This window comes from Saccharospirillum impatiens DSM 12546, assembly GCF_000423605.1.
GTDB classification, from domain to species: domain Bacteria; phylum Pseudomonadota; class Gammaproteobacteria; order Pseudomonadales; family Natronospirillaceae; genus Saccharospirillum; species Saccharospirillum impatiens.
The window spans coordinates 83,604-108,665 of the sequence record NZ_AUIH01000004.1 but is presented as its reverse complement, the minus strand read 5'-3'; the positions used below and the strand labels follow the sequence as shown (position 1 = coordinate 108,665).

Below are 25,062 nucleotides of genomic sequence, written 5' to 3'. Positions count from 1 at the left end.
TGACCCTATGCCATACCCGTACCAGACACAAACTCTGGTGGCTCAAGCCTTCGGCGATATCGACGCCACTACCGGGGCGCTGATCCCTGCCATACATAACAGCACAACCTACCAGAGAGACCCCGATAATCAGTATAGCCGGGGGCGTATTTATTCGCGTGCAGACAACCCGGGATATGAACCGGTAGAGCGTGTTCTAACCGAACTTGAACAGGGGGCGGATGCCCTGGTATTTGCGTCTGGCATGGCTGCGTCGGTCGCGGTGTTTCAGGCCTTGCAGCCTGGTGTGCATGTGATTGCGCCGGTAGTGATGTACTGGTCGCTGCGTAACTGGCTTAAGCAATTTTCTCAACAATGGCAGATTGAGGTCAGTTTTGTCGACACCAGCGATACCGGTGCCGTGGCTGCGGCGCTAAGGCCCGGAAAAACCGAGTTGGTCTGGCTGGAAACGCCGGGCAACCCGCTTTGGACCGTCGCGGATATTGAAGCGATCTGCGGCCTCGCTCATGACGCCGGTGCGCGGGTGGTGGTCGATTCTACCGTCGCGACGCCTATTCACACCCAGCCACTGGTACTGGGGGCTGATCTTGTCATGCATTCGGCAACCAAGTATCTGAACGGCCACTCCGATGTCATTGCCGGTGCGCTGGTCACTGCTCGTGACGACGAATTCTGGCAGCGACTGATCAGGCAAAGAGCCCAGGGTGGCGCTGTATTGGGGCCATTTGAAGCGGCTTTACTGTTGCGTGGCATGCGCACGCTGGCCATTCGGGTGCGCGAATGCTCAGCCAATGCCCAACGCCTGGCTGAGCACCTGCAAGACCACCCGAGTGTGGAGCAGGTGTTGTATCCCGGTTTGCCGGGCTTTGCCGGGCACGACGTGGCTGTCCGGCAAATGCGCAACGGCTTTGGTGGCATGCTGTCGGTGCGCATTAAGGGCGGGGCAGAAGCGGCCATACAGGTGGCGGCGACATTGAAGGTTTGGAAACGCGCCACCTCGCTGGGTGGTGTCGAAAGCCTGGTTGAACACCGGGCCAGCATTGAAGGCGAGGGCACGCCCGTACCGGATGATCTGCTGCGACTGTCTGTTGGTATTGAAGCGGTGACCGATTTGATCGCTGATTTCGACGCCGCTTTGAACCAGTTGTAGACCCGGACCGGCTGTGCAATAGTTGAACAAAAGCCGCTTGGCCGGACGCGCCCAAGCGGCTGGTGTAAATCCATAACCCGCAAGATCAGCCAGCAGGAAGGGCCTCCATGGCGCAGTTTTTCATTGCTCGACAGCCTATCTACGATCGGTCTCTCAAAGTCATTGGCTATGAATTGCTGTATCGCGACAGTGATGTGGATTCGGCTCGGTTCGATGATCCTGAACGCGCTTCCAGTGACGCCATCCTCAACTCCTTTATTCACATCGGTATTGACACTCTCACCGGCAGTGGCCTGGTGTTCATCAATTTGCCCAAAGCCTTTATTACCAACGAGGCGCTGACACCCATGTTTCGGGATCAGTGCGTGCTGGAGGTGCTGGAGGACATTACCGCGACACCCGATGTGCTGCTCGGTCTGGAGCGGTTGTCTCAACAGGGGTTTAAGCTGGCGCTGGATGACTTTGAACTGACGCCTGAAACACGCCCTCTGTTGCGCTGGGCACACTACGTCAAAGTTGATGTGCTGGGCCGGGACCGAGAAGAGCTCGCAGCTCTGCTGACTCAGTTGCGGCGCTATCCGGTACAGATCATCGCTGAGAAAGTGGAAACCCAGGCCATGAAGCAGGTGTGTGAAGAGCTGGGGTTTGATTGTTTTCAGGGCTATTTCTATTGTCGCCCGCAAGTGGTTATGCGTAAAAGTGTGGCGGCAAACAAGGCTGTGGTCTTTGATTTACTCGGCAAGCTGCAGCAACCCGAGGTGGGTTTTGATGAATTGGAAGCATTGCTCGCCCACGACATCACCCTGAGTTACAAACTGCTGCGATACATCAACAGTGCCGCCTTCTCGTTGCGACGCGAAGTTGATTCGATCAAAGAGGCCATCGTCCTGCTGGGCATCGATAACGTGAAGCATTGGCTCGCTCTGATTCTGATGACCCGAATGGATGACAGCAAACCGTGGGAATTGATTACGACTGCGCTGGTTCGGGCGCGGTTGTGCGAGCGGATAGCGGACCAGTGGTATCCCGAGGTGCGTCATCAGATGTTTATCGTGGGGTTGTTCTCGGTGCTCGACGCTTTGATGGACCAGCCTATGGTTGAGTTGCTCGATACCATCATTCTCACCATGCCGGTTAAGCTGGCATTGCTCGACCAGGAGGGCCTGGCTGGTGAGGTATTCCAGAAGGTGCTGGCCTATGAACAGATGGACTTTGCGTCTCTGGATGAGTCGCCTGTGTCGCCAGCGCAGTGGGCAACGGCGTATTTGGAAGCGGTTAAATGGGCGGATGACAGCATGGCTGTGATAGCCCCTTAACTACCTGTTAATCGGTGACTGGCTCATCACTCTGGCGTACCCAGTCTTCCAGCGTTTCATTGTCCAGCGCAGTCTCCAGTGCCCGCTTAACCCGGGCCTGCAGGGTTGCCGTATAGGGAGGCATTGCCAGTGCGGAGTCTGCCGCCCGTATGACATGCAGCAGCTCTGCGAGGGTGATCTGGTCCAGCGGTCGGGCCGGTGTTAACAGGTGATCTTCACTGCGCACAATGAGTTGTGACTGCAGTAATTTGTTGATCAACCGGTCGATCACAGTAGCGTCTGCGTTTAATTCCGTGCTAAGCGTTATGGCTCTGATGCCCGCCTTCTGGCGGTCAAAGCGCCAGGCAATGCGGTACATCAGAGTCAGGCCGACGGCTTCGTCAGTTTCGGCACTGGGCAGTACGTTCTGACGCTGACGGATGAACCGGAAATTCTGGCTGTAGTAGGCAACGGTCGCCCCGGTAAGCAATACCAGCCAGGAAAGGTAGATCCAGACCAACAGCAGAATACCAACGGCAAAACCCGAGTAAATGGCGGTGTATTGGGTTGAACTGGTGACAAACAAAGTGAACAGATAGCCCAGGCTCTGCCACATAAACCCGGCCACAGCGCCACCGATGAAGGCATGGCGAATCTTCACACGGGTGTTGGGAATGAAGAAATACAGGAAAGTGAACAGGATAATAATGACCGCATAAGGCGCCAGCCTGGACAACAGGCCGAAAACCCAGCCCAGAGGTGCAACGGACAGCAGGCTGCCGACGGTATCGGAACTGACCAGGGCCGCAGTCGCGCCCAGGGTTGAAAACGCCAGCAGCGGACCGATCAGGATAACACTGAGGTAATTACTGAAGCGTTGCGCCAGAGGCCGTATCTGGCTGACCCGCCATACCTGATTAAACGCCCGCTCTACTTTTTGCACCAGAGAAATGACGGTGTAAACCAAGATGCCAAGTCCCACCGCACCGAGCACCCCGACGCGAATGTTATCGACGAAGTTGAGTACATTGCTGGTGATTTCCTGGCTGCGTTCTCCCAGCGGGGCCATCAACAGGTTTTGCAGCAAGGGTTCCAGCTGATTATGAACGCCAAACCCTTTAAGCACGGAGAAACTCAGGGCCAGAAAGGGGACGATCGACAACAGCGTCGTGTACACCAGGCTCATGGCGTGCAGGTTGGTGTAGCCTTGCGCTAGGTCTTTGATCACGGCAAAGGCGACGCGCGCGATCCGGATGCCCAGCCGGCCGGGACCGGGCAGTCGGGAAAGGTTGGGGTGCCAGAGCCAGTCTTGCGCCCGGGTAAGCCAGTTGGATGGTTTGCTGTCAGCCACGTACTTTTCCCTCGATTCAATAAAGTTCAGTATCACAGCAAATCGTCGTGACTGACAACCGGTTGCCCCTCAGAGCTCGTCGTAGCCCAGGGTCGGGCGCAACCAGCGCTCGGCTGTGGTCAGATCCCAGCTTTTGCGACGGGCATAGTCTTCAACCTGGTCACGGTCGATCTTACCCAAGCCGAAATAGCGGCTTTCCGGGTGCGCAAAATACCAGCCACTGACGGCAGATGCCGGCCACATGGCAAAACTGTCGGTCAGTGAACAGCCGGTTGCCTGTTCCGCATCAAGCAGCCTGAACAAAGTCGCTTTTTCGCTGTGTTCCGGGCATGCCGGGTAACCCGGTGCCGGGCGAATGCCCTGATATTTCTCTGCGATGATCGCTTCGTTGTCCAACCGCTCTTCACCAACGTAGCCCCAGAGTTCCTGGCGCACTTTTTCGTGCAGAACTTCCGCAAAGGCCTCGGCAAAGCGGTCGGCCAACGCCTTGATCATGATCGCATTGTAGTCATCATGGTCGGCTTCGTAGGCTTTTGCGCGTTCGTCGGCGCCATGGCAGGTGACGACGAAGGCACCCATGTAGTCGTTAACGCCGCTGGTTTTGGGGGCAACAAAGTCAGCCAGTGACCGGAAGGCGCGACCCTCGGGCCGCTCGGCCTGTTGGCGCAGGTGGTTCAGTGTCACCAGCGGTTGGGTGCGATCATCGTCGGCATAGACTTCGGTTTGATCACCCGCTATGCCCGCTGCCGGGTAGAGGCCAACGACACCGTTGCATTGCAGCCAGCCCTCGGTGACGATTTGGTCCAGCATGGCGGTAGCGTCTTTAAAAAGTTTGCTGGCTTCTACGCCAACGATTTTATCGGTCAGAATTTTCGGGTACTTGCCATGCAATTCCCAGGTTTTGAAAAAGGGTGTCCAGTCGAACCGCTCTTTAATCTCGGCCAGTGGGTAATCGGTAAAGGTTCGATTGCCAATGAAAGAAGGCGTCGTTGGCTGGTAATCAGCCCAGTTTGGCTGATAAGCATTGGCCCGCGCAAATTCCAGACTGGCAAATTCTTTCTGGCCACGCTTGCGGGCATTGCCTTCGCGCAGTTGCTGATACGCATCGCGCAGTTCACTGACGTAGGCATCCTTGTTGGAAGACAGCAACTGACTGACCACTGGCACCGACTTGGAGGCATCAAGGACATGAACGACCGGGGCTGAATATTTTGGCTCCACCTTCACAGCGGTATGGATTTTCGACGTGGTTGCACCACCAATCAACAACGGCTTGTTCATGCCGCGCTGTTCCATCAATTGTGCGACTGTGACCATTTCGTCCAGCGATGGAGTGATCAGACCCGACAGGCCAATCACATCGGCATTGTTTTTTTCGGCCGCATCCAGAATGTCTTCGGCTGGCACCATAACGCCAAGATCGATCACTTCATAATTGTTGCACGACAACACAACACCCACGATGTTCTTGCCAATGTCATGCACATCGCCTTTCACCGTGGCCATGATGATTACGCCGTTGTTTTCGGCTTCGCGGCCAGAGAGCCGTTTTTCCTCTTCGATGTAGGGCAGCAGATAGGCCACGGCTTTTTTCATGACACGGGCGCTTTTAACCACTTGCGGCAAAAACATTTTGCCGGCACCGAACAGATCGCCGACCACGTTCATGCCAACCATGAGCGGGCCTTCAATGACCTCGATGGGTTTGTCTGCTTGCTGACGTGCTTCTTCGGCATCTGCTTCAATGAACTCGGTAATGCCTTTGATCAGGGCGTGGGTAATACGATCCTGCAAGTCGCCTTCGCGCCACTTGAGTTTGTCGCTTTCTTTGACGTCAGCGCTCTGGCCCTTAACGCTTTCGGCGAAATCGACCAGTCGCTCGGCAGCGTCGTCACGGCGATTCAGAACCACATCTTCGACGCGTTCGAGCAAGTCTTTGGGGATATCGTCGTAAATCGTCAGCATGCCCGCGTTGACAATGCCCATATCCATGCCGTGCTTGATGGCGTGGTACAGAAACACCGAATGCATCGCTTCACGAACCGTGTTGTTGCCCCGGAAGGAAAACGACATGTTCGAGACTCCGCCGGAAATCTTGGCGCCGGGCAGGTTATCCTTGATCCAGGACGTCGCTTTGAAAAAGTCGACGCAGTAGTTGTCGTGATCGGGAATGCCGGTGGCGACCGGAAAGATGTTCGGATCGAAGACGATGTCCTGCGGATTGAACTTCACCACGTCGACCAGAATGTCGTAGGAACGTTTGCAGATGTCGATTCGACGCTGGTAGGTATCGGCCTGGCCTTTTTCATCGAACGCCATGACTACCACAGCGGCACCGTAGAGTTTAATTCGGCGTGCCTGCTGAATGAACTGATCTTCGCCTTCTTTCAGCGAAATGGAGTTGACGATCGACTTACCCTGAACGCATTTCAGGCCCGCTTCAATGATGCTCCATTTGGAGGAGTCGATCATGAATGGCACCCGGGCGACATCGGGTTCGGCCTGCAACAGGTTTAGATAACGCACCATGGCCGCTTCGCCGTCGAGCATGGCGTCGTCCATGTTGATGTCGATGATCTGGGCGCCGTCGTCAACCTGGGTGCGGGCGATGTCGACCGCTTCCTCGTATTGCTCTTCCTGAATCAGGCGGGCGAATTTGGCAGAACCGGCTACGTTGGAGCGCTCGCCGACGTTGACGAAGCCGGTGGTCTCATTGACGACCAGGGGCTCGAGACCACTGAGGACCATGTCGGGCAGGGTGCGCTGCTCAGAGTTCATCGGTAACCTCCGTTGCCTGATCGCGCAGTGGGCGCGGCGAGTATTCATCGGCCAGCTTTCTTAACTGTGCTATGTGTTCCGGCGTGGTGCCGCAACAACCACCGATGATGTTGACGTGGCCTTCACTCAGAAAGGGCCGTACTTGTTCAGCCATTTGTTCAGCTGACTGATCATACTCCCCGAACTCATTGGGCAAGCCAGCGTTGGGGTGAGCGGAAATCAGGCAGGTGGCGTGTTTGTCGAGCGCCTTGATGTGCGGCAGCATGTCTTTCGCGCCCAGAGCGCAATTGAGACCGATACTGAACAGCTCGCCATGTTCAAGTGAGACCCAGAACGCTTCCGGCGTCTGGCCAGACAGGGTGCGGCCGCTGGCGTCGGTGATGGTACCGGAGACCATCAGCGGAATGTCCAGGTCACGCTCCTGTTTCAGTTCCAGCACGGCAAAGACGGCAGCTTTGGCGTTGAGAGTATCGAACACAGTTTCAACCATGATCAGGTCGACGCCGCCATCGATCAGTGCGATCGAGGCTTCTTTATAGGCTTTTACCAGGTCATCGAAAGAGACCAGCCGCTTACCCGGGTCGTTGACGTCGGGTGACATTGAGGCGGTGCGGTTGGTTGGGCCGAGGCAGCCAACGACGTAGCGTTTCTGATCCGGTGTTTTTGCGGACCATTTGTCTGCGCTGCGCCGGGCACATTGGGCAGCAGCGTAGTTGATGTCGTAAACCGCGTGTTCCAGATGATAGTCGGCCTGGGCAACCGTGGTCGCACTGAAAGCGTTGGTGCAGGCGAAGTCAGCACCGATGGCGAAGAAGGAGTCGTGTATTTCTTCGATGATTTCGGGTCGGGTGAGCGACAGCAGGTCATTGTTGCCTTTGAGCGGGCTCGGATGGTCTTCAAAGTGCCCCTTGCGAAAGTCGGCCTCTTCGAGCGGGTATCCCTGGATGGAGGTGCCCATGGCACCGTCCAATACCATAATGCGGTGTTGGAGCGTATGGCGGAGTTCATCCGCGACTGAGCGAGTCATTGTCTCTTCCAGTTTGGTTGGCTGTGTCAGAGGGCCCAAGGAGTCTGTCGGACTTAGGATGAATTGGCTGCGGAAGCGGGACGACGGCCCAAATATCCGCAAATTTCGAGCACATAGGCCCACTATGCACACGAAATTTGCGAAAATTTGGTCTCGCCATCCCACTCCCTCGCTTCAATCCCCCTAAGTCCGACCGACTCCTAGGAGGCTTTCGGACCTAGGATGAATTGGCTGCGGAAGCGGGACGACGGCCCAAATATCCGCAAATTTCGAGCATATAGGCCCACTATGCACACGAAATTTGCGAAAGTTTGGTCTCGCCGTCCCACTCCCTCACTTTGATCCCCCCTAAGTCCGACAGCCTCCTAGTGCCATCGTGAAGGGAGCCTATGAAACACTAAACAGGGCATTTTTTCAATCTATATCAAAAAGTATTGATATAGTATTTATACCGTTATCTAGTGCGATGTCACTGTTTCCCGACAGATGTTGCGCGTCTAGTGGTGTTCAGGAATGGTGAGCGTGGGGCTCAAGCACTCGCTTCCCGTATACAGCGGTGGCTTGAATTCCAGTCGGGTCGTCCGCATCTGTATAACCAAGTAAAACACTCAGGTATTCAGTTGGGGGCCAAAGTTCGTTAGAATAGTCGCCAATTCAAATTTCCCGATTAACGGTCCAACTACGGAGTCTGTGGCATGGATATTCAGATGAACATTACCGATTCCGCTCAGAACTATCTGGCGGGTCTGTTGGCAAAGCAAAGCACCGACGGCGTTTCCGTGCGAATGTTTGTAACCCAGCCTGGCACCAAGTTCGCAGAAACGTGCCTTGCCTACTGCCGCCCCGGTGAAGAGAAAGAAAACGATGAGGTCATTGAGCTGACCCAGTTCAGGGTTTACCTCGAAAAGAACAGCTTACTGTACCTCGATGAAGCCGTGGTCGATTACGCTGAAGACAAGATGGGTGGGCAACTGACGATCAAGGCACCCAATGCCAAAATGCCCAAGGTGAATGCTGACAGCCCGCTTCAGGACCAGGTCAATTACATCCTGTTTACGGAGATAAACCCGGGTTTGGCATCACACGGCGGTGAGGTCAGTCTTGAAGAGCTCACTCCCGAAGATGTGGCTGTGTTGAAGTTTGGTGGTGGCTGCCAGGGCTGTTCAGCGGTCGACATTACCCTGAAAAATGGCGTTGAAGCGACGTTGCTGGAAAAAGTTCCGGGCTTGAAGGGCATTCGCGATGTCACCGACCATACCGTGACGGAAAACGCCTACTATCAATAAGCCCGATCACTGTCGGCCAATAAGGTCAGTTTCTATCGGCGCATGCATTGTGAACAATCATGCGCCAATCTTTCATAATGGCATTCTGTCTCGTTAAGAATTGAACTTCCGCTGACTTTTCAGGGTGTCGTAGGCCTCTTGAATGCGGCCAAATTCAGCGGAATCGCCGCCCTTGTCCGGGTGGTGCGTGTTAGCCAGTTGCCGGTACCGGCTTTTCACATCGGCAAACGTCGCGGTTGATTTCAGACCCAGCGTCGCCAGCGCGTCGGGCGCGCCCTGTTCCCCCAGAAGCCGACGCCAGAACCCTTGCAACAGCTGTTCAACGCTGAAGCCATCCTCTTTGGTCAGATTCCCAAAATCCAGGTAATACGCCGCCAGCGACGGATTCACGCTCACGGATTGACTGGCGTCGCTTACAGCCGCTTGCCACTGAACGCGCAGCGGGCTGATCGACAGGCGCCGGTCAGACTGATGACTGTCTTGCTGTAAACGATACAGCACATGCATCAGGACAAAATGGTGCTGAAACAACAACAGCGGGTCACTGAGGTTCGGCTTGGGGAAGAGGTCGGGGTGGTGCCGGTCCAGCGCCTGTATCAATTCGTACTCAGACAAGCCTGCTGGTGCCTCGGTCAAAAGAGCATCGATGGCATGCATCAGGCCGGGGGGCAAATTCACATCACGCATCGTTCGTGGTCACTATCCCAAGTTCAGTGGTTAGACAGTGGTGCTCTCCGGGCAATAACGTTCTGTGATCATCACCCGCGTTGGCTGCTTCCAGACACAACATGGATTGGTAGTCATCATGGTTGAAGCTGGACAGGGTGCGACTCTTGTCGACCCAGGGGTTCCAGACAATCAGTGACTGGCTGCCTTCACGCCTGACGAACCGGCGCATTCGACCCGGTTCGTTCAGGAAAACCGGCTGCCCTGCATCTTGAACAATGCGATCGACCTCCCGGTCGAGGGTAAAACGGTCCGGCCAGACCTGGTGTTCTCCGGTCAGTTTGTCCATGTAGGGGTACCCGGTCAAACCAGTTATCCGCACGTCAGCAGGGGACGAAATGGGCAGGTAGCTGTGCAGTGCCTGGCTCAACCTGAAAGCTTTATCGTCAAGATTGGTGGTGGTGAGAGACAGAGTCAGCGACGCCGCCACTGTTACCACCAGTTCCACGCGGGCGCGGTGCCCGAACGCCGGGTTTTCGCCATCGGTTTCCAGCCAGAGCCGAACCTGGCTCATGTCCGGTTGGTCGTTCACGATTTCCCAGTCCCAGATCTGTGTTCTCACCAGTCCGTGAGACGGGTGCCCTGAATCACTCGGGTGCGGCCCGAACCAGGGCCAGCAGATTGGGATACCCCCACGAATAGCCTGGCCAGGCTGGTACGGCTCGGCAGCAGACACCCACAGCATATCGGGGTGTTCGCGGGGAACAAACGACGTCAGATGGGCCCCTTGGAGATAGAGTGTGGCCTGCGCAGTCTGATTGGTGATCAGCAGGCGTTGCAGTCCATTCGCAGAGGTGTCACGAGAAATGCGGTGTAATACCGTCCGGTTGTCTGATGTCGTCACAGTGGCGTTCCTGTCGGGCCGTTCGCAGGCGCAAAGCGCCGCAGCATACTGTCCCGGGCACGCGCTGGCCAGTCATCAGGGACGATGAACCAGTGTCCATCCTGCGACTCCCCTGGCAGTCGGCCCAGCCACTGTGCAGGCGGTTGGTGTTTGCGCCTCTCTTTTGGTCCCAGATGCGGTGAAAGCCACTGGCTTTTGTTGATCCAGTGTCCGGTCAATGCCCGTTCCCGGGCTGCCGATTCGGTCAGCCAGGGCCGAATCAATGCCTGGGGTGCAATCAGCGGCCATGCATTGTCTTTTGGCATCAGGGTTTGTTCCGGTAAAAGGGGTACAAAGCCGCGACCGGTGACCCACCCCAGAGACCGGTCTGGCCGGGGCAGGTGCTTCGGCCACACGTTTTCCTGGCGAGCGCGTTCTGGCAGGCTCAGTTGGTGGGACAACAAGCGGTTCGATTTCAGTGTCATGAAGTCTTTAAGGCCCGATCCGATCCATCGGCATTGTGGATCTATACCCTGCGCTGCCGGAATCAGCAGGTAGAACTTGAGCGCCAGTTCCAAGTGAACGATGGCTCCCTGGCGGCGGTCTTCCACCAGAAGGTCGAGTTCCCCCAGTGTCCGTGTTGGGCTGCGAACAATGCAGTTGCTGGCCAGAATCCCATAGTCGGGCGAGACTGCGAACAAGGTTTGAACCAGGGCTTCGAAATAATGCCCCAACTTGCCGTGCCGGGCTTGCTCCAATGCGGGCCAATGTGCTTCGAGTGCCGGTTCGATCAGGGCATCGGATAAGGCATCGCGGGGGTTCCAGCTCAACTCTGGCGCAGGCAACAGAGCCGGTGCATGAAGGACCCAGGTCAGATCCTGACGCAATTGAGCGCCGACTGCTTCGTCCATTAGGGTCCCTTCTGGTATGCTTCGGAACCGTTGACGATAACTGAAGCGACCTGAATGACCAAACCCGAGCACACCCAATCGTTTAACCGGATTGGCATTGTTGGCCGGCTTGATAGTGACAGCGTGGTGCACTCTGTCCGCCGGCTGACGCATCTGTTAAGCGAGCTAAAACGGACCTGTCGTATCGACTTGCCGCTCGCCGAAGCCATACCAGGGCTCAGTTGTGAGGCTCTGGATCGCCGGGGTCTTGGGCTCTGGGCCGACCTTATCATCGTCGTCGGGGGGGATGGCACCTTGCTCGGCGCCGCCCGCGATCTGGCTGAATTCAATGTACCACTGCTGGGCATCAACCGCGGTCGCCTGGGTTTTCTGACTGACATTATGCCGGTAGACATGGAGCAGAAAGTACGGGATGTGTTTTCTGGACGATACGTCATTGAAAACCGCTTTCTGCTGCAGGCGAGCATTGTTCGTAATGGCGAGGTGCTGGAAACCGGTCGGGCATTGAATGATGTTGTGCTCCACTCCGGGCAAAGCATTCGAATGATTGAATTCGAGCTCTACATCAACGGACAGTTCGTTTATAGCCAGCGTTCGGACGGCCTGATTGTTTCAACACCAACCGGGTCTACCGCCTATGCCCTGTCTGCAGGCGGGCCACTTGTGCATCCGAGCCTCGATACCATGATTTTGGTACCCATGTTCCCGCACAGCCTGAATAATCGGCCTTTAGTGGTGGGTGCGGATGCCCAACTGAGCATTCAGTTGGGGGAAGATCACGGCTTCGAGCCGCAGATCAGCTTTGATGCCCAGCACCATATTCCCATTGCGCCGGGCGATGAACTGCGCATCAGCCGGTTTCCGCAGGCCTTGCGCCTGTTGCACCCGGAAGATCACAACTATTATGAGATTTGCCGCACCAAGCTAGGCTGGGGCAATCGACTTGAAGATTAATCACCACCAAACTCCCTTGTGTCTGGCCGGTTTGACCGCACATGGGAACAAAGCAGGGTGAAAGAGGGTAACGCTATGAATTTTGACGCCGTAGCCGGGAGTTTGTCTCCTGAAGTCTACAGTCGGCTGAAACAAGCCATTGAACTGGGCAAATGGCCCAACGGCGTAGCGCTGACCAAAGAGCAGAAAGCGTTGTGCCTGGAAGCTTGTCTTAAGTACGAAATCAATAACGGTGTGCCCGAGCAGGCTCGTACGGGCTACATTGACCGGCCAGAATCGGTCAGGCGCAAAGCTGAAAAGCTGGCGGATATCCAAGTAGTCAATCTACCTGGCAGCGGAGATACCCTGCAATGAATCTCGACCTATTCAGCCCGTCAGTTGAAGATTCAGTAGAGCTCGGTCGTGGCGGGCTGGAGAAAATGATCAGCGACGCGACATCCCCGGTGCGTTACAGGCTGCGCCTGGGTGACCGCGACATAGACATGAATGCCCGCATCGGTACGCCAATCCGGTTGGAATACCTGGGTGAGATTCATTGCGTCTATTGCAATAAGGTCACCAACAAAAGTTTCGGTCAAGGTTATTGCTACGAGCATTTCATGTCTCTGGCCCAGTGTGACAGCTGCATGATGAGCCCGGAAAAATGCCATTTCGATCAGGGCACCTGCCGCGAGCCCGAGTGGGCCGAAGTGACCTGCATGCAGTCACACTATGTTTATCTGGCCAACGCCAGTGGCATCAAGGTCGGTATTACCCGTGGTGGTCAGGTTCCGACTCGATGGGTCGACCAGGGTGCAACTCAGGCGATGATCATCGCACGAGTCACCTCACGCAAATTGGCTGGTTTGCTGGAAGTGGTGTTCAAACAGCATGTGGCTGACAAGACCAACTGGCGCACCATGCTCAAAGGCACGTCGGAACCGATCGAATTGCCCGCAGCGCGTGATCAACTGGTGGCTGAATGCCGCCCGGAACTGGAAGCACTGATCGCCGAATATGGCTTGCAGGCGATACAGTTGATTAACCATGCCGATGTGCGGTCGCTGGATTATCCGGTTGAACAATATCCGGAAAAAGTCACCAGCCTGACGCTCGACAAACAGCCCGTCGTTGAAGGAACCTTGCTTGGTATTAAGGGTCAGTACTGGATTCTCGATACGGGCGTTATCAACATTCGTCGCCACACCGGCTACCAGGTGGTGTTGCGATAAGTCCCGGGCGTCAGTCCCTTACCTGGAACTGATACCCGGTCATGGCCAGGGTTGTTGCGCACGGCCCTATCCATCCTACAAGCCATCCCACAAGCCACCCCACAAGGGCATTCCCTCAAGGGCAAGAGTGAGACACTGATGAGAACACAGGATCCGAAAACCATTTACCTCAAGGAATACCAGCAGCCCGCTTTCTGGGTAGACCACATTCATCTGACAGTGAAGGTGTTTGACGGCTATACCGAAGTCACTTCAGAGCTGAGCCTGAGGAAGAATCCGACCGTTGCCAGTCGAGAGTTGGTCCTCAACGGTGTCGATCAGAAAATACAATCCCTGCACTTGAACGATGCCCAGCTGACCGAAACCGATTACCAGTATTCGGGTGGTCTGCTTACTTTGAATTGTGCGACCGATACAGCGCGGTTCCGCGCTGTTACCCGCATAGACCCCCAAAACAACACGTCACTTGAAGGGCTCTATCAATCCGGATCCATGCTGTGCACCCAGTGCGAAGCAGAGGGGTTTCGTAAAATCACCTTTTATCCGGACCGGCCCGATGTTATGGCGACCTTTACGACCCGGATCGAAGCCGATGCCAAACGATTTCCGGTGTTGTTATCCAACGGCAACCCGGTTGATAGCGGAACACTCGACGACGGGCGGCATTTTGCCGTCTGGGAAGACCCATTTCCAAAGCCGAGCTACCTTTTTGCACTGGTCGCCGGTGATTTGGCCGGCAAGGATGATCGTTTTACGACGCGCAGTGGTCGTGAAGTCACGCTGAGGATTTTTGTTGAGCCACAGAATGCACACAAAGTGGATTTTGCGCTGGCCTCTCTTAAAAAAGCCATGCAATGGGATGAGGATGTCTATGGGCGTGAGTACGATCTGGATTTATTCATGATCGTCGCTTCCGACTTCTTTAACATGGGCGCCATGGAAAACAAGGGATTGAATATTTTCAACAGCGCAGCCGTTCTGGCGTCGCCTGACACCTCGAATGATCAGCGTTTTGAACGCATAGAGGGCATCGTCGCCCACGAGTATTTCCACAACTGGAGCGGTAACCGGGTGACGTGTCGGGACTGGTTCCAGCTATCGCTCAAAGAAGGGTTTACTGTTTTTCGCGATACTGAGTTCAGTTCCGACATGCACGACCGCGCGGTAAAGCGTATAGAGACCGTGGCTGGGCTGCGTGCCGTCCAGTTCCCGGAAGACAGCGGCCCGATGGCCCATCCGGTGCGGCCGGATTCCTACATCGAAATCAATAATTTCTACACCGCCACGGTTTATGAAAAAGGGGCCGAGGTCGTCAGAATGATTCATACCCTGGTTGGTGCTGAAGATTTCCGTCGCGGTTCGGATCTGTATTTCGAACGTTTTGATGGTCAGGCGGTCACGACTGACGATTTTGTTGCCTGTATGGAGCAAGTCTCCGGTCTTGATCTGACCCAGTTCAAGCGCTGGTACAGCCAGGCCGGAACACCAAGGCTGGCGGTGACCGATGAATTTGATGCTGACAACGGTAACTATACCCTGACGTTCAAACAGGCCTGTCCGGCCACACCTGGCCAGCCTGAAAAATCACCCTTCGTAATTCCGGTTAAGCTGGGCTTGCTGGGCACCGATGGTCAGGACCTGGCGATTAAAACCCGGGCCAACTACAGCGCCGAAACCGAAGTGCTGACGCTTACCGATGAAGTGACCGATGTCGTGTTCACGGGGCTCACTGAGCGGCCTGTGCCCAGCTTGCTACGGGATTTTTCAGCGCCAGTGAAATGGTCGTTCGGGTACAGCGATGAGCAACTGGCGTTTCTGGCCGCAAACGATGCCAACGGATTCAACCGCTGGGATGCGCTTCAGCAACTGTATATCAGGGCTATTCTCAGCCTGGCGACAGATCGCAGGGCGGGTCGAACTCTGACGGCACCATCGGTGCTGGTTGAAACGGTAGCCAACGTAGCGGGCGATGCAACGCTGTCGCACGCCATACGCGCCAGTATGCTGACCTTGCCCGGTTATGCCATTCTCAAAGACGCGGTTGACGTTGTTTATATTGAAGACTTGATAGCGGCCCGCAAGCATCTGGTCAAAACGCTCGCTACTCGCTACCGGGATATCTGGCGTTCACTGACAGAGAAGTTGAGCAGTCATGCGCCCTATGAATTCAATGCCGAAGAGTCTGGCCGTCGACAGCTGCAGGGTCTGAGTCTCTGGTATTGGTTAAAGGCGGGTGACCAGGCGGCTTTCGATTTCGCCGCGCAACTCTATGCCGGCGCCACCAACCAAACCGATCGCAGTAATGCGTTGCGAGCGGTTCTGGCAGGCGATGCCGAAGCCTTGCAGCAATCTTTGTTGAGTGACTTCTATGACCATTGGCAGTCGGATACTCAAATGGTTGAGCAATGGCTGACCATGCAGGCCGGGACGCCCGGAACGACGGTGTCTGACATTGAGACTCTGATGCAGCACCCGGCGTTCGACATTAAAAACCCGAACAAGGTGCGCAGTGTCATCGTCGGTTTTGCCATGAACACCGAGTCGTTTCACGATGACGATGGGGAAGGGTATGCATTGCTCGCCAGCGTGGTTCAACAGTTGAATGCACTGAACCCTCAATTGGCTGCCCGACTGGTCACCTTGTTGTCTGACTGGAAACGCTATGACGCGACCCGGGGCAAAATGATGGCTAAGGCGCTGGAAACCATTTTGGCTACCCAGTCGTTGTCGTCCAATGTGTTCGAGATGGCGCAACGTGCCCTGAAAGACTGAGTTTGGTCTGTGCTGTGCGCATAACTGCTTGAAATACAACACAAAGTATTGACAGCCGGTTCGGCGCCAGTAGAATACGTCAGCGGTGTCAGACGCAAGTCCGGCACCCACTTGGGGCTATAGCTCAGCTGGGAGAGCGCCTGCATGGCATGCAGGAGGTCTGCGGTTCGATCCCGCATAGCTCCACCAAATACTTAAAAGAACCGGTCCTTGTGACCGGTTTTTTTATGGGAGAGTAATAAGCGGCAAGGAGAGCGCCTGCATGGTATGCAGGAGGTATCGCCGGGGTCGCGCACGACTTCGATCCCGCATAGCTCCACCAAATACTTAAAAGAACCGGTCATTGTGACCGGTTTTTTTATGGGTGGCATTCACCGCTGGGGCAATGGCTCCAGAACAATTTCAATTCGCCGGTTCCGCTGGCGACTGCCGTCATCGGTCTCCTCTACCTGAGGCTGGGTGTCTGCAACACCGGTTGCGCTCAGGCGTTGTGGGGTAACTCCCAGCTCGGTCAGGCGCCGGACGGCGGCGCTGGCTCGGGCTGAGCTGAGTTCCCAGTTTGTCGGATAGGTCCGTCTCATTGAGACCACGGGCAGGCTGTCGCTGTGGCCGATCACTCTGATGTTGTATTGCTCAAAACTTTCGATGGCCCGGGCGACATCTTCGAGTACAGCGACCGACTGGTTGTTCAATTGAGCTGAGCCGGAATCGAACAGAATGGCCTCCGGTAGCTGTATCACGGTAGAGCCATCTGCCCTCTGTTCGATTGCCTGGCTGCGATCGTCACTCAGGGCTGTCAGTTGCTGCTCCAGTGCGTCGATGGCCTGCTGTTCGCGTGACAACCGGCTTTCCAGATCAGCCACTTCTTCCTGGCGACCGGTTAGTGCGGTGTTAGCTGCCTGCAGTTGTTGCTGATAGCGCTCGTTCAAGCGAATCTGCTGATCCAACCGTTCAGTCAGTGCCTGATTGGCCTGGGCTCGGGCTTCGGCCTCTGACTCCAGTCTGGCCAGCGCCTGTTGACGGTTGGAGGCGGCTTCGAGCTGCTGCTGAGACTGCTGTTGTGTGGCCACCAGGTTGGTGTATTCCTCGGTAACCTCGGTCAACCGGACCTGCAGTTCCGTCACGATGTCCGACAAGTCAGTTTGTTGGCTGGTGAACTGGGTGAGTCTTTGTTCGAGCTCGCGGTTGGTGGCGATAAGGTTCTGTGCTCGGGTTCGGGCATCGAGAAGGTCGGCAGATTGGTCGCTGACCTGCTGTTCAAGCGTGCGCGAGGCTTGCGTCAATTGCTGGTTGTCCCACAGAACGTAAGCCGTGAAAAGCGCGAGTAGCAGGGCGGCAAACAGTGCCCAGAGGGTCGATCTTGGCATGGCAGGGTCCTGTCCTATGTCAGTGATGTGTCAAGCATGACCCAAAACCCCGGTAGGTGTCGACAGTCTTTCGTCACCAATCCCGCTTTGAACGGCACACCTGTTTCCGGCAATTTGAAAAACAGCCAATCAGATCACGTTCCGGGCCAATAACCGTGCGTTTGTCGGGACACTGGTCAATACTAGAACGGTTCTTGTCCGTTTGTTGGTGGCTTGCAATGCCCGGCAGATACTGGAAACCTCCTACAACAAAAACAATGGAAACAACATGAACCACACAAATAAAGACCGACATTATCAAACGCCTCTGCAGGAACTGGCTCGTCATGTGCGGGAACGTGGCGCTGAAGCCTATCTGCATCAGCCGGTCAATCGGCAATTAAAGGTGTGGACCTGGAAACAAGTGGATGAAGATGCTCGTAAAATCGCTCAGGGCTTGAAATCTCTTGGGCTGAACCCGGGTGATCGGGTTGCGATTTTTGCCAAGAACAGTGCGGAATGGTTCATTGCCGACTGGGCGATCATGATGGCTGGAATGGTCAGCGTGCCCATCTATGCTACGGCAGGCGAGTCAACACTGCAGTACATTCTCGATCACAGTGAAGCCAAAGCAATTTTCGTGGGCAAGCTGGACGACAAAACCGCAGGCTCGAAGGTGTTCGATGGCTCGATTCCACGCATAGGCTTCCCTTACGATACGGTGGAACATGATATCCGCTGGCAAGACTGGATCAGTCAACAGACGCCTTTGGCAGAGGTCGCCAATGTAGGGTTAGAAGAAATCATGTCCATCGTTTACACCTCGGGCAGCACAGGCAACCCGAAGGGCGTTGTGCTGAAATTCCGGCAGTATGCGGCAGCCGCAACGGCCAACCGAAGCGTAATCGGGTTGCGGCCAGATGACCGCACCGTTTCCTATCTGCCACTGGCACACATCACTGAACGAACGGTGATTCAGGGAACCTCACTGTATGCCGGAGGGCCGGTTTACTTTGTTGAATCACTGGATACCTTTGTTGATGATTTGAAAGTTGCCCAACCTACGGCGTTCCTGTCAGTACCAAGGCTCTGGGTACGATTTCAGGCCGGTGTTCACGAGAAAATGCCGGAACAAAAACTGCAGAAACTGTTGCGCATTCCGTTGCTTGGTAAACTGGTTGCGAAGAAAATCCGACAGGGTCTGGGCTTGAATTCAGTTCGAATATTCGGTTCGGGTTCGGCACCGATTTCACCAAGCACCCTTCATTGGTATTTCCGGCTTGGCATTCCTATCTGTGAGGCCTGGGGTATGACCGAAACCGCCGGTCTTTCAACCACCAACATGCCTTTCCGGGAAGATCGTCTGGGCACTATAGGGATACCCATCGATTGCCTGGAGATTCGTTTGAGCGAGCAGGGCGAAATGCAGGTTCGCGGTGACACCGTATTTGAGACTTATTACAAGAACCCGGAGGCGACGGCCGATTCGTTTGAAGACGGCTGGTTCAAAACGGGTGACAAAGCCATTAAAAACCCGGATGGGTCCTACACCATCGTGGGGCGTTTAAAAGAGGAATTCAAAACAGCAAAAGGCAAGTATGTTGCTCCAGTGCCGATTGAAAGCCAGTTAGCCGGTAACCCTGACATCGAACAGGTCTGTCTGATGGGCAGTGGGCGCACGCAGCCGGTTGCGGTTGTGGTGTTAGCCGAGCATTTGCGCAAGTCTGCTCGTGAGCCGTTGCGAGCGTCACTTCAACATACACTGTCAGCCGTAAACTCCGCTCTGGAATCGCACCAGCGTCTTGATGGTATTCTGGTAGCGGATGATCTGTGGAGTATCGAGAACGGCTTGCTGACACCCACACTTAAATTGAAACGCGCTGATCTGGAACAACAATATCAGGATCGACTGGCTAATGTGTCCTCCGGCAAAGTGTTTTGGGAAGATGAGACCACTAAGGGTTAGTAGAGACAAGAAACCCAACAATGAGCCCGGCCAATCGCCGGGCTTTTTTTTTAAGCTATATGGAGCCGTTGATGAATGGGAAAGCAGGCATCAAAGTGGCGCAATGCAGGTGAGTGATGCGTCAATTTGGGTCGTTTTGAGGTGGCTAATCACTCGATACCAGTGGTTTGCTCAGATAATACAGGCAAGATTATTGCATCCAGTTCACTGGCAACCGCTACACATTCGTTCATGCGAATGCACTCTCAGCTGAGGAGTCGAGTATGTCAGAACAACAACACTGGTTGATCAAGCCTGAAAATTATCGGGCTCTGCAGAATATTCGCAAACGGATACGCGCAATTTATGGCGATGATATTCGCATTACGTCAACGCAAGACCTGGCCATTCTGACGCGTTATCGCAATGACAAGGACGCTAAACTGAATGCGTTGCTGTCGGACTTTGAAGCGCGCGCGCCTTTTGATCTGAGCGATTGGGACAAACCTACGGTATCGGTTACCGGGCAGCCACATCGGGTGTATCGCGGACAGGTTATGGCTTGAGCACTGCTTCATCCAATTACGAGGTAGATAAGCCAGGCGAGGCCGTAGAGCGGGATTTGATGGATCAAGTAGAAACCAAGGCTGTGTCGGCTGAGCCAAATAAAAAGGCCCTGTGCGGGCAGGAAAGGCAGTTGCCGGATCCCGAACAGGCGCTGGTGTCCCAGATATACCCCAATATAGACCATTCCCAGCCAGGGAATCAGCCGTGTCAGGTCCATGGTCCGGTCGGGCAGTGCCAGGGGTTCACGTAAGAACTGATAAAGAGGCGCCAGAGTAAACCAGTCAGTTAGATTGAACAGAGTAAGAATGGAGATGCCGGCGATCAATGCAAGCCGTGGGGTGCGCAGCAGAGGCAGTGCCAAAACGCTGGCGACGGCAATGAAATGCAGCACACCAAACCAGATCCAGTTGCCCGGATATAAGAACCAGGTAGCGACCGAAAAGGTCAGCGCACCGGCCACTATTTTGAGTTCCCGTGTCCAGAACGCACCCCAGCGAATGCCTGTGGCGTTTGCCAGTGACAGACTTGCCCCAACGCTGAGAAAGAAAAGGGTGACGATAATGCTGCGAAAAACGGCCCAGAAGGGAGCTGTTGCGTCGAAACTCAAGTAGCCGAAGACGCTGAGGTCATATCCGAAGTGAAACACGGCCATTAGCACCAGAGCGAGGGCTCGCATCTGATCTATGCTGACCAGTCGGGCTTCTCGCGGTTGTGCCCATGTAGCTAGGTCTGAACGAATGGCGGTGGTCAAAACGGGCTTGCTCCCGCGCCCGACAGGTCTTCGCCATTGACCGGTTGATAAATGATCTGGTGATGCGGGCGACTTCCGTTCCAGGCCAGTTGTTGGGTAATCAGTGTTTGATCGGCAAGCCACTGGGTTTTCAGGATGACCGCATCCCTTTCCAGTGCGCTGGCCCTCGTGTCCGCAGCGATGGTACCGGCGCCGGGCGGCTGAAGAATTTGCTGCTGCACCGGGGTGCCGTATTGCTGGCTGATCAGTGCGCGAACCGTTTCAAACTGGGTCAGCCAGGCTTCAGTAGGGCGGGTGGGGTCGGCTCGGAAGATGAAACGTCCGGTTTCGAGCCGGCCGTCTTTAAACTGATACACCAGTCGGGTGCTCTCAATACCCGGCAAGCTGGCCTGATACACCAGGTAGTCCGGTTCTGCCAGCGGGGTCAGGTTGGGCCGTTGCTCCTGATCACGCACTGACATTGCGCTATCACCCCACTGGGCCACGCCAAAGTCTTCAGCGATCGCCACTGACGTGCCGACCAGCAAGGTGAACCACAGTGATAATCGTTTGAAGCGCGTCATGGGTTAGCTCCGCTCAAAGCGTTCGAGCAGTTCGTCGCCACTCAATTCGTCAAAGTCAGCGGTGTCCAGTTCATCCTGAGGTTCAGGCTCGGAACGATTCTCTGAGGGATCGTCTGAAACCCCTGTTTTTTGTGGCTTTGCCGGTCCCTGACCGGCGCTGGTATCTTTGCCCCTGTTTTCTTCCAGGAACTTCGCATAGGCCGACTTGCTGCGGTTTTTATGCTTGGCCAGGCGGTTTTTGCTGGGGATCTTGCCCTTGTCGCCTTGGCTGATAAAGGTTTTCTTGGACCCGGTCTTTACTCCGAGCCGGTCTTTCAGTGAGCGACTCTTTTTTCTGCGTGACATGCTTTTCCCATCGAATTGGGTTGAATGTGCCCCTATTATAGACGCTTACAAGCGAATCTAAATGCACATAATAGGGTATTTCATGGAATACAGAGAATTAGGTCGATCCGGGATCAAGGTTTCCAGCATTGCACTGGGGACCATGACCTGGGGACAGCAGAATACGGAAGCAGAAGCGCACGCACAGATGGATTACGCAGTCGAGCGTGATATCAATTTCTTTGACGCGGCTGAAATGTACCCGGTGCCACCCAAGGCTGAGACCTATGGCCGAACCGAAGAATACATTGGTACCTGGTTTAAACAGCGCGGCCAGCGTGACCGTGTAGTTCTGGCAACAAAGGCGATCTCAAGGGGGGATTTCGAGTACATCCGCGGTGGCCCGACCTTGTCACGTGAGCATATTAAGCAGGCCTGTGAGGCCAGTTTGCGGCGCTTGCAGACAGATTATATCGATCTGTATCAATTGCACTGGCCGGACCGGAGCACTAACTTCTTTGGCAAGCTGGGGTTTCAGGGGCTGAATGCCAGTGAAGATGCGGTGAGTATCGCTGAGAGCCTGTCTGCGTTGAATGAGCTGGTGCAGGAGGGCAAGGTTCGTCGAATCGGTATTTCGAATGAAACGCCCTGGGGCGTCGCTGAATATTTGCGTCTCAGTGATGCTGACGGCTTGCCACGCATAGACAGTATTCAGAACCCCTACAATCTGCTTAACCGCAGCTTCGAGGTAGGACTGGCCGAGTTTGCCTGCCGCGAGCAGGTTGGGTTACTGGCCTATTCGCCGTTGGCATTTGGCATGCTGGCCGGCAAGTACCTGGATGGACAGCGCCCGAAGAATGGTCGCCTGACGCTGTTCGAGCGTTTCCAGCGGTATAATAACCCCCAGGGCATTGCGGCAACGGCCGACTACGTTCAGGTTGCCCGTGACCATGGGCTCGACCCGGCACAGATGGCACTGGCCTATGTGACCAGTCGTCAATTTGTCACCAGTAACATCATTGGCGCGACAACCATCGAGCAACTGAAAAGTAACATCGACAGTGAGCGTCTGGAGTTGTCAGACAGTGTCTTGGCCGATATCGAGGCGGTGCATCAGCGTCAGCCCAACCCCTGCCCCTGAGTGCCTATGGTCAGTAGGGTTTCGCTGAATGCTGGCTACCCGAGTCCGGAACATGGACGTTCCGGCGACATTGATGAATGATGGCCAGGTCGTCAGCTGTCGATGATTTTCAAGCCGATGCCTGAGGGCGCGTGTCGAACCACTCGCATCAAAACCACCGGGGCGGGCATTGGCAGACCCTGAACCTGGCTGTGCACCTGTGTGCCCAGATTGAAGTGTTGTTTCTGGGCGGGCGTTAGCTCAACAAAGGTGCCTCCATCCGAGATGTTCCAGGTCTTTGCTTCCGTGCGATAGCCGTTACGGGTGACCAGCTCGATGGTCACTTCAAACCGGGTACGCGGGTATCCCCGCTGGTCCTGGCTCACCACGTGTCCCGCAACTGACGCAGTGCCGTAAAGCGGGCCTGGGCCGTCTCTGTATTGAAGCCGCGGTCTTGGAGTGCCTGGGCCAGTGCATCGTCGTCAAGTCGAAAGAAAAGGTTGATTTGGGCTTCATCGGCCAGCGTTGTCGTCATGCGGGTATCCGGTGTTTGTTGATCACTGGTGGCTTTCATGGTTTCAGCGGCCGGATGACCGGGCAAAATGCTCAGCGTAAAGGCCAGGTTGGTTGGCAGGTAGTCGTGCCCAGGGTAAATGCGTGTGTTCGGATCCGCTCGCTGGCGCAATTGCTCAATGGTGTGAAACAGTGTGTCGGTATTGCCAGAGCGCGTGTTGCCGACCCCCGCGTTGAACAGCGTGTCGCCACAGATCAGCGCTGGCTCCGGCTCAGACAGGTAAAACACACCGTGGCCTGGTGTATGGCCGGGTGATGCCCAGAATTGCGCTGTCGACTGGCCCAGAGTCAGTTCATCGCAGTCCTGCAACCAGTGATCAGCCTGGAAGCGCCCCTGACACGACGCCGGAGCTCTGACCCGGGCGCCGGTTTTGGCTTTCAGTTGTTCCAGGTGTCGAATGTGGTCGCCGTGTTCATGGGTGATCCAGATGTCGGTTATGCGCAACCCTTGTTCTTCAGCGAGGGCCAGCAAGTGCTCTGCATCGTAAGGGTCCACGGCGGCTGTAGCCTGGCTGTGTTCGCACACCACCAAATGGTTGAAGTTCTGTAAAGAGTTTGGAACAAATGTTCGAATGACTCTCATGGTATACTCACTGGCATTATTTCTATTAACCCTATGCAAAAATCCCGTTTGAAACAATGATGTTGTCATGGAATTCTCTGCTTGTCAGGCAGAGCCATGGCCCGTCAGTGTGCATTCGAACCAGCTCTGTGAGCCAGGTAAGTCGCTGCAAACGATCAATTTAGGAGGAACCGTTAACGATGCCAGCCGTGATGTCGGTCATTTCACCCGCCAAGAAACTGGATTTCGAAACGCCCGCACCGGTCAATACGGTGACTGAAGGGCGTTTCAACCAGGATGCAGCCGAACTGGTCGATGTATTGCGCACCTGTACTGTGGGCGATTTGCAGGGCCTGATGTCACTCAGCGAATCACTGGCGAGCCTCAATGTTGACCGGTTCAGCCGATGGCAGTTACCGATGGACCCGGCTCAGAGCAAGCAAGCGATGTATGCGTTTGTCGGGGACGTGTACCAGGGCCTTGAAGCGACAACGCTCACACCATTGCAAGTTGAGCGAGCGCAAGCGCAACTGCGCATCCTCTCGGGCCTGTACGGTCTGCTAAGGCCGCTTGACCGGATATTGCCTTATCGGCTGGAAATGGGTACCCGGCTGTCTAATGCCCGCGGGCGAACACTGTACGATTGGTGGGGTGACTCACTGACCAGTGCTCTGGCCAATGACGTTCGTAAATCCGGTGCCAAAACACTGGTCAATCTGGCTTCAAACGAATACTTTAAAGCGGTCAGGCCTAAACAGTTGCCGGTACCGGTAGTGACGCCAGAATTTCGGGATCTCAAAAACGGGCAGTATAAAATCATCTCGTTCTACGCCAAAAAGGCTCGCGGATTGATGGTCCGGTACATGCTTGAACACGATGTGGACTCGGTTGAAGACCTCAAGGCGTTCAATTGGGCGGGCTACCGGTTCGATGCTGAACGCTCTACCACCGATCGCTGGCAGTTTTTGCGCGATGAGGTACCGGAAGGGAGCTGATGCTTGCTTTGACAGTCAATTTACCCATGGAT

21 protein-coding genes, 1 tRNA gene and 1 pseudogene are annotated in these 25,062 nt (G+C 55.3%); 12 read left to right on the top strand and 11 right to left on the bottom strand.

The window, feature by feature from the left end; translation table 11 throughout:
• The first annotated feature begins 7 nt into the window (after positions 1-7).
• Both G565_RS0104120 and G565_RS0104115 read left to right on the top strand, forming a co-directional pair.
• Positions 8-1,150, top strand: coding sequence for a trans-sulfuration enzyme family protein (locus G565_RS0104120; RefSeq protein WP_028669825.1), 1,143 nt, complete (start codon positions 8-10; stop codon positions 1,148-1,150).
• 107 nt (positions 1,151-1,257) lie between these two features.
• Complete coding sequence (locus G565_RS0104115) at positions 1,258-2,466, top strand: EAL and HDOD domain-containing protein (protein ID WP_028669824.1); 1,209 nt, start codon at positions 1,258-1,260, stop codon at positions 2,464-2,466.
• Between the two features lie 7 nt (positions 2,467-2,473).
• Here the strand turns inward: G565_RS0104115 and G565_RS0104110 are convergent, their stop codons facing one another.
• Together G565_RS0104110 and metH are read right to left on the bottom strand one after the other, a co-directional pair.
• Positions 2,474-3,796 (bottom strand): YihY/virulence factor BrkB family protein, encoded by a 1,323-nt coding sequence (locus G565_RS0104110; RefSeq protein ID WP_028669823.1) that lies wholly within the window; start codon positions 3,794-3,796, stop codon positions 2,474-2,476.
• 69 nt (positions 3,797-3,865) lie between these two features.
• Positions 3,866-7,601 (bottom strand): annotated as a pseudogene (gene metH / locus G565_RS0104105) (methionine synthase).
• 695 nt (positions 7,602-8,296) lie between these two features.
• On the opposite strand from metH, the gene nfuA reads away from it, so the two are divergent.
• On the top strand, positions 8,297-8,887 hold the full coding sequence (nfuA, locus tag G565_RS0104095; protein ID WP_028669820.1) for a Fe-S biogenesis protein NfuA: 591 nt from the start codon (positions 8,297-8,299) through the stop codon (positions 8,885-8,887).
• Positions 8,888-8,980: 93 nt separating this feature from the next.
• On the opposite strand, the gene G565_RS22900 is transcribed toward nfuA, so the two are convergent.
• Genes G565_RS22900 through G565_RS25780 form a run of 3 tightly spaced genes read right to left on the bottom strand, consistent with a single transcriptional unit; the run spans position 8,981 to position 11,347 of the window.
• Positions 8,981-9,565: a DNA-J related domain-containing protein gene (locus G565_RS22900; RefSeq protein WP_169579610.1), complete on the bottom strand. Its 585-nt coding sequence runs from the start codon at positions 9,563-9,565 to the stop codon at positions 8,981-8,983.
• Position 9,566: 1 nt separating this feature from the next.
• On the bottom strand, positions 9,567-10,457 hold the full coding sequence (locus G565_RS0104085) for a D-hexose-6-phosphate mutarotase (protein ID WP_051207287.1): 891 nt from the start codon (positions 10,455-10,457) through the stop codon (positions 9,567-9,569).
• Positions 10,454-11,347, bottom strand: a complete 894-nt coding sequence (locus G565_RS25780) for a DUF1853 family protein (protein WP_028669818.1) — start codon at positions 11,345-11,347, stop codon at positions 10,454-10,456. The genes G565_RS0104085 and G565_RS25780 overlap by 4 nt, the downstream gene beginning before the upstream one ends.
• A 54-nt stretch (positions 11,348-11,401) precedes the next feature.
• Between G565_RS25780 and G565_RS0104075 the strand changes: the two genes are divergently transcribed.
• The 5 genes from G565_RS0104075 to G565_RS0104055 all read left to right on the top strand — a co-directional run bounded on the left by G565_RS0104075 (position 11,402) and on the right by G565_RS0104055 (position 16,473).
• On the top strand, positions 11,402-12,301 hold the full coding sequence (locus G565_RS0104075) for an NAD(+) kinase (protein WP_028669817.1): 900 nt from the start codon (positions 11,402-11,404) through the stop codon (positions 12,299-12,301).
• A 75-nt stretch (positions 12,302-12,376) separates the two neighbouring features.
• Positions 12,377-12,655, top strand: a complete 279-nt coding sequence (locus G565_RS22890; RefSeq protein WP_084649216.1) for a YeaC family protein — start codon at positions 12,377-12,379, stop codon at positions 12,653-12,655.
• Positions 12,652-13,512 carry a DUF2797 domain-containing protein gene (locus G565_RS0104065; protein WP_051207285.1) on the top strand — a complete coding sequence of 287 codons (861 nt, stop codon included), beginning with the start codon at positions 12,652-12,654 and terminating at the stop codon, positions 13,510-13,512. Before G565_RS22890 ends, G565_RS0104065 begins: the two co-directional genes overlap by 4 nt.
• Positions 13,513-13,650: 138 nt before the next feature.
• Positions 13,651-16,284 (top strand): aminopeptidase N, encoded by a 2,634-nt coding sequence (pepN, locus tag G565_RS0104060; protein ID WP_028669815.1) that lies wholly within the window; start codon positions 13,651-13,653, stop codon positions 16,282-16,284.
• 113 nt (positions 16,285-16,397) lie between these two features.
• Positions 16,398-16,473 (top strand) — tRNA-Ala (locus G565_RS0104055).
• Positions 16,474-16,655: 182 nt separating this feature from the next.
• Here G565_RS0104055 and G565_RS25775 read toward each other — a convergent pair.
• A complete protein-coding gene (locus G565_RS25775) occupies positions 16,656-17,651 on the bottom strand; it encodes an OmpA/MotB family protein (RefSeq protein ID WP_051207283.1) in 996 nt (331 codons plus the stop codon).
• A gap of 268 nt (positions 17,652-17,919) precedes the next feature.
• Here G565_RS25775 and G565_RS0104045 point away from each other — a divergent pair, with 268 nt between their 5' ends.
• Both G565_RS0104045 and G565_RS0104040 read left to right on the top strand, forming a co-directional pair.
• Entirely contained in the window at positions 17,920-19,596 is a 1,677-nt protein-coding gene (locus tag G565_RS0104045; RefSeq protein WP_028669814.1) for an AMP-binding protein, read from the top strand.
• Positions 19,597-19,859: 263 nt separating this feature from the next.
• Positions 19,860-20,141, top strand: a complete 282-nt coding sequence (locus tag G565_RS0104040; RefSeq protein ID WP_028669813.1) for a hypothetical protein — start codon at positions 19,860-19,862, stop codon at positions 20,139-20,141.
• Positions 20,142-20,149: 8 nt separating this feature from the next.
• On the opposite strand, the gene G565_RS0104035 is transcribed toward G565_RS0104040, so the two are convergent.
• The 3 genes from G565_RS0104035 to G565_RS0104025 are packed head-to-tail and all read right to left on the bottom strand — an operon-like array spanning position 20,150 to position 21,801.
• On the bottom strand, positions 20,150-20,893 hold the full coding sequence (locus G565_RS0104035) for a heparan-alpha-glucosaminide N-acetyltransferase (RefSeq protein WP_157599996.1): 744 nt from the start codon (positions 20,891-20,893) through the stop codon (positions 20,150-20,152).
• Positions 20,890-21,456 carry a hypothetical protein gene (locus G565_RS0104030; protein WP_028669811.1) on the bottom strand — a complete coding sequence of 189 codons (567 nt, stop codon included), beginning with the start codon at positions 21,454-21,456 and terminating at the stop codon, positions 20,890-20,892. Before G565_RS0104030 ends, G565_RS0104035 begins: the two co-directional genes overlap by 4 nt.
• 3 nt (positions 21,457-21,459) lie before the next feature.
• Positions 21,460-21,801, bottom strand: a complete 342-nt coding sequence (locus G565_RS0104025) for a hypothetical protein (RefSeq protein ID WP_028669810.1) — start codon at positions 21,799-21,801, stop codon at positions 21,460-21,462.
• 82 nt (positions 21,802-21,883) lie between these two features.
• Here G565_RS0104025 and G565_RS0104020 point away from each other — a divergent pair, with 82 nt between their 5' ends.
• Positions 21,884-22,921: an NADP(H)-dependent aldo-keto reductase gene (locus G565_RS0104020; protein ID WP_028669809.1), complete on the top strand. Its 1,038-nt coding sequence runs from the start codon at positions 21,884-21,886 to the stop codon at positions 22,919-22,921.
• Positions 22,922-23,013: 92 nt separating this feature from the next.
• Here the strand turns inward: G565_RS0104020 and G565_RS0104015 are convergent, their stop codons facing one another.
• Together G565_RS0104015 and G565_RS0104010 are read right to left on the bottom strand one after the other, a co-directional pair.
• Complete coding sequence (locus G565_RS0104015) at positions 23,014-23,286, bottom strand: PilZ domain-containing protein (protein WP_028669808.1); 273 nt, start codon at positions 23,284-23,286, stop codon at positions 23,014-23,016.
• Positions 23,283-24,056, bottom strand: a complete 774-nt coding sequence (locus tag G565_RS0104010; RefSeq protein WP_028669807.1) for an MBL fold metallo-hydrolase — start codon at positions 24,054-24,056, stop codon at positions 23,283-23,285. Before G565_RS0104010 ends, G565_RS0104015 begins: the two co-directional genes overlap by 4 nt.
• A 179-nt stretch (positions 24,057-24,235) precedes the next feature.
• On the opposite strand from G565_RS0104010, the gene yaaA reads away from it, so the two are divergent.
• Positions 24,236-25,030 carry a peroxide stress protein YaaA gene (gene yaaA, locus G565_RS0104005; protein ID WP_342662966.1) on the top strand — a complete coding sequence of 265 codons (795 nt, stop codon included), beginning with the start codon at positions 24,236-24,238 and terminating at the stop codon, positions 25,028-25,030.
• Positions 25,031-25,062: the final 32 nt, after the last annotated feature.